Source organism: Streptomyces sp. NPDC058751, assembly GCF_042746485.1.
In the GTDB taxonomy this organism is placed as follows: domain Bacteria; phylum Actinomycetota; class Actinomycetes; order Streptomycetales; family Streptomycetaceae; genus Streptomyces.
This window is the reverse complement of record NZ_JBHYPZ010000080.1, coordinates 9,908-19,041: the sequence shown is the minus strand read 5'-3', so window position 1 is coordinate 19,041 and position 9,134 is coordinate 9,908. Positions and strand designations below refer to the sequence as shown.

At 73.2% G+C, this 9,134-nt stretch carries 8 protein-coding genes; 4 read left to right on the top strand and 4 right to left on the bottom strand.

Annotated elements, in window-relative coordinates; all coding sequences use genetic code 11:
* Nucleotides 1-72: 72 nt before the first annotated feature.
* Both ACFW6B_RS40405 and ACFW6B_RS40400 read right to left on the bottom strand, forming a co-directional pair.
* Entirely contained in the window at nt 73-1,578 is a 1,506-nt protein-coding gene (locus ACFW6B_RS40405) for a PepSY-associated TM helix domain-containing protein (protein WP_386604814.1), read from the bottom strand.
* Between the two features lie 202 nt (nt 1,579-1,780).
* On the bottom strand, nt 1,781-2,410 hold the full coding sequence (locus ACFW6B_RS40400; protein ID WP_386604812.1) for a hypothetical protein: 630 nt from the start codon (nt 2,408-2,410) through the stop codon (nt 1,781-1,783).
* Nucleotides 2,411-2,735: 325 nt separating this feature from the next.
* Here ACFW6B_RS40400 and ACFW6B_RS40395 point away from each other — a divergent pair, with 325 nt between their 5' ends.
* The 4 genes from ACFW6B_RS40395 (at nt 2,736) to ACFW6B_RS40380 (ending at nt 6,766) form a co-directional block, all read left to right on the top strand.
* Nucleotides 2,736-3,050 carry a helix-turn-helix domain-containing protein gene (locus ACFW6B_RS40395; protein ID WP_386604810.1) on the top strand — a complete coding sequence of 105 codons (315 nt, stop codon included), beginning with the start codon at nt 2,736-2,738 and terminating at the stop codon, nt 3,048-3,050.
* On the top strand, nt 3,047-4,639 hold the full coding sequence (locus tag ACFW6B_RS40390) for a helix-turn-helix domain-containing protein (protein WP_386604809.1): 1,593 nt from the start codon (nt 3,047-3,049) through the stop codon (nt 4,637-4,639). The genes ACFW6B_RS40395 and ACFW6B_RS40390 overlap by 4 nt, the downstream gene beginning before the upstream one ends.
* Nucleotides 4,640-4,667: 28 nt before the next feature.
* A complete protein-coding gene (locus tag ACFW6B_RS40385; protein ID WP_386604807.1) occupies nt 4,668-5,240 on the top strand; it encodes a transcriptional regulator in 573 nt (190 codons plus the stop codon).
* Between the two features lie 311 nt (nt 5,241-5,551).
* Nucleotides 5,552-6,766 carry an MFS transporter gene (locus ACFW6B_RS40380; protein ID WP_386604805.1) on the top strand — a complete coding sequence of 405 codons (1,215 nt, stop codon included), beginning with the start codon at nt 5,552-5,554 and terminating at the stop codon, nt 6,764-6,766.
* A gap of 38 nt (nt 6,767-6,804) precedes the next feature.
* On the opposite strand, the gene ACFW6B_RS40375 is transcribed toward ACFW6B_RS40380, so the two are convergent.
* Together ACFW6B_RS40375 and ACFW6B_RS40370 are read right to left on the bottom strand one after the other, a co-directional pair.
* Complete coding sequence (locus tag ACFW6B_RS40375; RefSeq protein WP_386604803.1) at nt 6,805-8,055, bottom strand: Rieske 2Fe-2S domain-containing protein; 1,251 nt, start codon at nt 8,053-8,055, stop codon at nt 6,805-6,807.
* Between the two features lie 275 nt (nt 8,056-8,330).
* Nucleotides 8,331-8,882 (bottom strand): type 1 glutamine amidotransferase domain-containing protein, encoded by a 552-nt coding sequence (locus ACFW6B_RS40370; RefSeq protein WP_386604801.1) that lies wholly within the window; start codon nt 8,880-8,882, stop codon nt 8,331-8,333.
* Between the last annotated feature and the right edge of the window lie 252 nt (nt 8,883-9,134).

Here is a 9,134-nt window from a genome sequence, read left to right as displayed (position 1 = left end):
GACCGGGAGACGTCCTCCGCGGTCCGGGCCTTCGTTCGTCCCATGCCCCGGCCGGGTTCCGGCCGGGTCGTGTCATGCCGTGGTACGGGCCTTGCGGACGAGTCCGGTCGCGACGTCGAGGACGAGGAACGCGAGGAGGGTGATGCCGAGGACGGGCAGTGCCCAGCCGAGGGCGACGGCGGCGGGGGCGCCGAGGATCAGGACGGGCAGGGGCAGGGTGCGCCAGGTGCCGCGTGCGGGGGCCTTGCCGAGGAGGGCCGCGCGGTCCTCGCGGGTGGGGCGGCGCTGCCACCACATCCGGTAGCCCCACACGACGATGAGGACCAGGCCCAGGGCGACGACGGCGAGGAGGATCTGGTTGGCGACGCCGAAGAGCCGTCCCATGTGTCCCTGGACGCCGAGCTTGGTGAGCTTGGCCGTGACCGGGTAGTCGGCCCAGTGGGTCTCGGCGGTGACCTCGCCCTTCGCGGCGTCGACGGCGACCTTGTCGTAGTGGACGGGCCAGCTGGGGTCGTCCTGGGCGACGGTCCACGCGCTCGCCGGGTCGGCCGGCGGGGTCACCACGACCTTGCCGCCCAGGCCCTCGTGGCGGGCCACGGCGAGAACGGCGTCGAAGGCGGCGGGGTCGGCCGACGCCGTGTCCTGGCCGGCGTGGTGTCCGGCGTGACCCGTGTGCTCGTCACCGTCGGCGGCCCCGGCGCCGGGAAGCGCGGTGTCGAGTTCGGGAGTGTGTCCCTCGACCGCGTCCAGGAGCTGTCCGAACCGGTCGCCGGCGTAGTGGGACCAGGTCAGGCCGGTCGCGCTGAGGAACAGCAGGCCGAGGGCGATCCACACACCGGTGGCGGCGTGCCAGCCGCGGGTGCGGCGGACACCCCGGGCGGACCGGTCGGGCAGCAGGACACCGCGCGCGGACCTGGCGCGCTGTCCGCGGGCACGGCCCAGCCACAGGACGAGTCCGCCGGCGACGAGCACCCACAGCCAGCTGGCGGCGACCTCCGAGTACAGGCGTCCGGTCTCACCGAGGTGGAGGTTGCGGTGCAGGTCGTCCAGCCACGTGGTGAGCGGGGTCGAGCCCCACCAGGTCGTCAGTTCGCCCTTGACCTCGGCGGTGTAGGGGTCGACGAACACGGTGCGCTGCTTCTCGCCCAGTTCCGGCACGGACAGCACCACCTGGGTGGTGTCCCCCGGACCGGGCGGGGTGGTCACGGAGGCCAGGGTGCCCTCCGGGTGGGCGGCGCGGGCCGCGGAGATCTGCTCGGCCAGCGGGCGTGGCTGCCGGCCCGACTGCTCCACGTGCAGCACGTCGCCGTAGACCAGGTCGTCCAGTTGCGGGGTGAAGGTGTAGGCCAGCCCGGTCAGGGCGGCCACGAGCAGGAAGGGGGCGACGAACACCCCGGCGTAGAAGTGCAGTCGCACCAGCAGCGCCCGTACGCCCCGCCATGAGCGGACCGGTCGCGCGTCGGCGGCCGCGGTCTCGGCGACCGCGGTCTCGGGGGTCGTGGTGTCAGGGGTCTCGTCGAGGACCGTGTCGGTGGCCTCGGACTCGTCCTGCGGTTTTTGTTCCTGAGTTGAAGACATGGATGCATCCCCAATGGGCACCCGGCGTCGGTGACGCGGGGCGCGAGTGAAGTCGGCAGGTCGATCCGCCGGGAAGCGGCGGCACGGCGTGCGCGGTGGACGGCCCCCGGGAACGGCTCGACGAGACAAGGCCGTTGTGGGAAGTGCCGTCGAAGAGGGCACGCCGGACTGCGTCCGTCACACCATCGGGCGCGACGGACGGTCAGCGGCAGACTGCGGGCATCGGGGGACCCCGGCGTGCGATGTCGTGCCGCAGGAGCACGCCACGCACCGGCCGCACCGGAACGAAGAACCACACCGGACGTGCCGGGGGCGGCACTTGGCGGACGGCACGGATCAGTCCGGCCCGGCGCAGCGGAGCGAAGACGAACACCGCCAGCGCACGGCCGGCACGGAAGACGCCGGCCTCGCCGCGCCACAGCCACAGTCCGCACAGCACCGCGGCCAGGGTGTGTGCCGCGACCATGCCCAGGGACCAGTGACTCGTCGTCGGGCCGTCCATGGGCATCGCGCCCATCGCCGACGACGCGTCATGAACCATCCCGGCCCCGGAACCGGCCATGGCGGGAGTGCCGGCGGAGGACTGGGCGAAGTCGAACCACCCGTGCAGAGCGAACTGCACCGCCACCGTGGAACCGGCTACCGCCAGCACACCGCGCTCGCGGAGCCCGGCGATCCACCACGCACCCGCGGTCGTGGCCGCGAACCCGTATCCCACCGCCCAGGCCGGAACCTCCTGGGACATCAGGGCGTGGCCGAGACCCGTCACCGTCACGCACGCGGCGGCGAACACCGCGGCGCGCGCAAGACGGAAAGCGGGTCCGGACGACATGGGGAGTCATCATGCCAGCCGTCCCCCGGCACCACCGCAGCGCATCGGAGCACGTCCGGCGCGCGGGCGGCCGGATGACCGGAAATGCCCGATAGGCGTGACGGCGCGCGATCCGAACAACTCACGCCAATTACCGTCGATCCCAGTGTCGTTCACGTCACATCTGCCGAAATGGAGCCTGAAGCGCCTCCAGTTCGCCATCCGGTCCGCGGGCGTGCAGGGGCTCGGCCGACGGGCGGTTCCACGGGCCGTTGTCCGTGCGACCGCTGGAGTTCTCATGCACATAACGCATCCGACATGAGCTTCACGAGCTAGACTCCTCATCATGGGTATGAGCCTCGAGGAACGGGTGCGGGCCGCGCTCGCGGCGTTGCTGCACGCGGCCGGAGAGTCGCAGACCGACCTCGCCGCCGCCCTGGGGGTGAGCCAGGCCCAGGTGAGCCGGCGTCAGTCCGGCACGGCGGCCTGGAGTCTGGCCGACTGCGAGGCGGTCGCCGCCCACTACGGCATCGACGTACTGGAACTGCTGGCGGGGCCGACCAGGGCCACGGAGGCGCTGCCCGCCGGCCGCCGTCGTGTTCCCCGGCGCCGCACCGACGCCCCCCGTGGCGCCGGGGCGCGCGAGAGGGGTGTGCGATGAGCGGCTTCGACGCGATCGACGCCCTGCTCGCCGGGGTGAAGGAGGAGGTCCCGCTTCCGCCCGCCGGGGAACGGCGCGCGCTGCGTGAAGCGCTGAACCTGTCGCGCGCCCAGCTCGCGCGAGCCCTGGGCGTCGCCCCTTCCACCGTCGGCGGCTGGGAGTCCGGGCGTGACCCGAGCGGCGAAGTACGGGAGAAGTACGCGTACTTCATCGAAGGCGCGCGGGTCAGGCTCACCGGATCGACGGGGTCCCACGCCCCGGACGCCCCGGGCGAAGAGCCGGGGGACGACACCCCGGCGGGGCACGGGGAGGACCAGGGCCAGGACGGTGTCCCCGCCGGTCCCGGCGGGGATCCGGGTCAGGAGGACGGTGTTCCCGCGGGGGCCGGGCGGGATTCCTGGCGGGAGGACGGTGCTCCCGCGGAGGCCGGTCAGGATTCAGGTCAGGACGACGACGTCGACGTGCTCGCCGTCCCCCGGCCGTGCGTACTGTGCGGGCGGCCCGCCCGCCACCAGGTCGCGGGATTCCCCCAGCACCTCGACCCCGCGGAGTGCGGCGTGCCGGACCCCGCGCCGTCCGCCGAGAGCACCGGGCCCGTGGAGCCCGTACGGACCGCCGCCGTGCGTGTCGTGCCCGTCGGCCGTCGGGTGCGGACGGCCTCCGACGCCCCCGACCCGATCGGCTCCGTCGTCACGGCCGTCCTCGCGGAGCACGCGGGCGACGTCGAGGCGGCCACGGCCGTGCTGGTGAAGCGGGCGATCCCGGACGCGATGGCGCTGCTGGACCAGACCCGCAAAGGCGGCCGGTACGACATCGTCGCCCACCCCTGGCTCCCGGACATTCTGCGCAAGCGGACCGCCCGGGGCGCTGACCAGATCTGGGAGGCCCGCCCCAAGTGGACCCGCCCCGAGCTGCCCGCGGGCACGCACGAGGTGACGGCCCTCGACGTCAACGGCGCCTACCTCTCCGCCCTGAAGACCCACCTGCCGATCGGCCGGCTCGAGCACTCCACGGGCGACCACCACGACCGCCGCCGCGCCGGACTCCACCTGGTCACCCCGCCCGCCTGGGAGCACGACGCGGTCCTGCCCAACCCCATCGGCAACCGCGACGAACCCGGCCCCCTGTGGGTCACCGAGCCGACGCTGCGCCTGCTGCTGCGCCTGTCCGGCCCGAAGTACGGCCTGTGCGACCCGCCCAAGATCCACGAGTCGTGGACGTCCGGCGCCACGGAGGCCCTGCTGGAGAAGTTCCGCGTCGTACTGAAGGACGCCCGCGACCGGGCGATCGCCGAGGGCGACGACGTGACGCTGGAGTACGTGAAGCAGATGTACTCCAAGTTCGTCTCCACACTGGGGGAGTCGAACTACAACCGGGAGCTGTACCGCACCGACTGGATGCACATCATCCGCTCCCAGGCGTTCGTGAACCTGTGGTGGAAGGCCCACCGCGCCTACGACGAAGGCCTCATGGTGGTACGCGCCATGGGTACCGACGAACTCCACACCGTCGGCGACTGGCGCGCGGTGTTCGCCGAGGGCCGTGGCGTCACCGAGGTGAAGGTCAAGGACGTCTACACCGTACAGTGATCCATCCCACCGAGGACCGGAAGAGACGATGCCAGAGCGGAACATCGAGTTCGGCAGGTACGGCGCCCGCGGACTCAAGGGTCACGAGGCCGTCGCCCGCCGCCTGGACGGCCTCGCCGGCTACATCGCGACCCCCGTCACCGCACGCCGCGGCCTGCTCGCCCGCCTGCACTACCTCACCCGCACCGGTCACGCCCGTGCCGCCGCCCGGGCCGCCGGGCTGACGGTCACGGACCGCACCCTGCGGGCCTGGCTCGACGGGACGCGCTCGCCGTCGAGGAAGAACCTGGAGAAGATCGAGCACGCCTACAGGGCCGTGCGGCGCGAGAACGTAGCCCGCTACCTGACCGCCCGCCTCAACCGGGAGGGCCGCGGCACCCGGGTCGAGATCCACCCGCTCAACCAGTCCCAGGTCGACCGGCCCCGCCAGCGGGTGGTCGAGTACCGCACCCTCAACGTACGCCGCTGGGAGCGCATCGTCGCCGCCTGGGCCGCCGGCGACGAGCAGGCGCTCGACGACGCGTGGATCGACCAGGTCGTCGACCTCGGCAGCCAGTGGGGCCAGTACGAGTACGTCACCAGCATCGGCTTCGCCGCGTGACCGGCCGCATGGACCGAAGGCCCGCACCGACCCCTGCCCGGACGGCGGCGTAGCCACAGCGGCTATCCTTGCTCACTTGCCCGGGCCGACCACCGCAAAAGCCCGGGGGAGCGGGCCCGGCCCGACGCCGCGGAACGCGGGGCGATCTCGGAATGGACGCCCGCGCCCCGTTGCTGCACTCTCATGGGCTCACCCTCGTCCCGGGGGCGCTCCGGGTCACCACGCCCGGCGCGACGGGACGTGGAAACCCCGGGCGAGTTCGCATCACCCTGGTCCCTGGCAACGTTGTCTTCGAAAGGTTCTCCTGCACCATGCCCTTGGCTCTGCTGGCCCTGGCCGTCGTCGCGTTCGGCATAGGCACGACCGAGTTCGCCACGATGGGGCTGCTGCCCCAGATCGCCGACGGAATCGGTGTGTCCGTACCGCAGGCGGGCAACGTCGTGTCGGCCTACGCCCTCGGTGTCGTCGTCGGCGCGCCGCTGCTGACGGGCATATGCGCGCGTGTCCCGCACAAGCGGCTGCTGCTGCTGCTGACCGGACTGTTCGTGATCGGCAACGCGGCGTCCGCCGTCGCCCCCGGCTTCGGCACGCTCTTCGCCGCACGCTTCCTGGCCGGTCTGCCGCACGGCGCGCTGTTCGGCGTCGGCGCCGTCGTCGCCTCGCGCCTGGTCACGCCGGAGAGGGCGGCGCGCGCCGTCTCGAAGATGTTCCTCGGCCTCACCATCGCCAACATCGTCGGAGTCCCGGCCGCCACCGCCCTCGGGCAGCACCTGGGCTGGCGCTCCGCCTACGGCGCGGTCTCCGTCATCGGTCTCGTCGCCCTGGCCGCGCTCGCCGCCTTCGTCCCGCACCAGCCGCGCGGCGGGCAGTCCGGCATCCGGCACGAGCTGCGCGCCATGGGCAACAAGCAGGTCGCCATCGGTCTGGCCACGGCCGTCGTCGGCTTCGGCGGATTCTTCGCCGTCTACAGCTACCTCGTCCCGATGCTCACGCACCTGACCGGCGTCTCCGACTCGTCGGTCACCTGGGTCCTCGCCCTCTACGGCGTCGGCATGACGCTCGGCACCCTGGTCGCCGGACCGCTCACCGACCGCGCGCTGCGCCCGACGCTGTACTGGGGGCTCGTCCTGCTCGCCGCCGGGCTGGTCACGTTCTACTTCGCGGTCCACAGCACCGTGCCCGCACTGGTGACGATCACGTTCATCGGCGCGATGGGCGCCCTCATCACCACGCCCGTCCAGATGCTGCTGATGGCCAAGGCGAAGGACGCCCCGACGATGGCGGCGGCCTCCAACCACTCCGCCTTCAACCTGGCCAACGCCGGCGGCGCCTGGCTCGGCGGCCTGGTCATCTCGGCGGGCTGGGGCTGGGCCGCGCCCAACCTGGTCGGCGCGGCGCTCGCCCTCGCCGGTCTGGGCCTCGCCTTCACGGGCGGGGTCATGGACCGGGGCCACCGGCGCTCCGAGGTGATCACGCAGGCGTCCCCCGTGGCCGACCGGGTGACGCCGGTCCGCACCGCGGACTGACCGGCCGGGGCACGGGGCCCCGGGGCGGGCCGGCGGGACTACTCGGACCTGCCGGCGCCCTCCACGGCCGGCCCGGCACGCCCCGTCGCACCGGCGCCCGCGCCGGCGGTGTGGTGGGCCGGGGCGGCCATCCCGCACGGCGTGCAGCCGGACGCCCGCTCCGGACGCAGCGGTACGCCGTTGTCGCGCAGTACGTCGCGCAGGTCGAGGATGAGCGGGAACACCTCGTGGTTGTGGTCCTCGCCCTGCTCGTCCCAGGCCCGCTGCTCGGCCTCCACCGCCATCCGGTCCTGCGCGAAGACCCGCTCGGTGAAACGGCGGATGAGCGGCCAGGCGAGATGCAGCGCCCCGGGGACCGACGGTTTCGCGATCGTGAGCAGGCCGTAGGCGTGGTTGGTCCGCTGCTCCGGGTCCTCGGGCACGTAGGCGGCCCAGAGCGAGAACACCGGAAGGTCGCTGCCCTCGGGGACGTCCCGCAGGGTCTGGTACGGGTACTCGGTGCGGATCGTGATGACGTCGGGCCGGTCCTGGCCCCCGAACCCCTCCGCGGACAGCAGGCCCGCGCCCCGGTCCTTGCGGCCCCCGGCCGGGACGAAGAGATAGCGGGCCTCCACGTGCCGCGCCCCGGTGTCGTACCCCAGCAGTTCGGGCCGGATCCGGCCGAGCACGCTCCGGTGCAGGAACTGGTGGTTCATGTCGAGCAGGTTCTCGTGCATGAACGAGTAGTGGCAGCGCACGGTGCGGGAGAACGTCATGGTGCGGTGGCCCGCGGAGTGGTACTCGGGGAGGAAGGGGAACGGCGCCTCCTCGGCGAGCGCCGGGTCGCCGGGGAACACGAACACCAGCCCGTAGGCCTCGCGGACCGGGTACGAGCGCACCCCGCGCGGCGGCCGCTCGCAGCCCTTGGGCAGGTAGGGGATCTGCGAGATGCGTCCGTCGCCCCGATAGGCCCACGCGTGGTAGCAGCAGCGCAGGACGTCACCCTCGACCACGCCCATGCTCAGCGGCACCTGTCGGTGCGCGCAGCGGTCCTCCAGCGCGTGGACGACACCGCTGCGCCCCCGGTACAGCGCGATCCGCTCGCCGGCGAAGGCGGTCGCGAACGTCCGGCCGCGCCGTACCTTCCGGGAGGTCGCCACCGGGTACCAGTGGTCGGGGGAGATGCCGACCCGGCGCAGGTCGGAGATCCTTCCGGGCCGGTCCGCGGGGCGGCTGTCCGAGTGGTGCGACGCCGGGCGGGAGGCCGAATGCGGGTCCGGTCCGGGGCGGTCGTGCCGGGCCTCGGTCATGTGCGGTGCTCCCTTGCACTTCGGGCGCGAGGCCGCGTCGTGCGGCGGCGGGGGACCGCGCGGCGGACCCACGGGTCCGGGTCCCGCCGCGCCGCCACCCCGACCGGGGAACTCACCCCGCGGCGGTAGGCGGTTCAGCCCCGCCGTGGCGGGGCTCCACCTTTCCACCGTCGCCGTGGGCACGACGGGCGTCAACCGCGGGAGTGCGTTGGTGTTACGCCCCCGGCCCGGCCGGCGGCGGCGGGCGCGGGCGCCTACCGCGACGCTTCCTCGCCTTACGCCGCCGCGGCCCCGGTCTTCGCGAACTCGGTGACGAAGGCGTCGCAGAACTCGGGGAGGTCGTCCGGCTTGCGGCTCGTGATCAGCACGTTGGGGCCCGCGTCGCAGACCCGCACCGGCTCGTCGACGTACGTGCCGCCCGCGTTGCGGATGTCGGTGCGCAGGCTCGGCCAGGACGTGAGGGTGCGGCCGCGCAGAACGTCCGCCTCGACCAGCGTCCAGGGCGCGTGGCAGATCGCCGCGACCGGAAGCCCCTGTCCGAAGAACTCCTTCACGAAGGCCACGGCGGCGTCGTCCGTCCGCAGGCTGTCGGGGTTGGCGACTCCGCCGGGCAGGACCAGGGCACCGAAGTCCCGTGCCGCCACGTCACCGACGACCGCGTCGACGGGGAAGGTGTCCGCCTTGTCCAAGTGGTCGAAGGCCTGGATCCGGCCCGGCTTCGTGGAGACCAGGACCGGGATGTCCCCGGTCTCCGTGACGGCCTTCCACGGTGTGGTCAGCTCGACCTGCTCGACGCCTTCGGGCGCCACCAGGAATGCGATGCGCATGTCGGCAGCCCTCCTCTCCGCTGGGGGCATGGACAGCACGCGTATCCGGAACGGCCGGCACCAAACGCCCCGCCCGGGCCGCCGGACCGGCTCCGTGAGGGGTCCGGGCGCTGTCCGGACGGCGGGCGCAGTAGCCGGCCTGGGTGCCCAGCCCGTTCGGCAACGAGGCGGGTGTGCGCGACGCCGGGGCGCGCGCCCCGGCGTCGCGCTTCACGATCAGCCGCTTTCCCTGCGTCATATTGTCAAGAAATG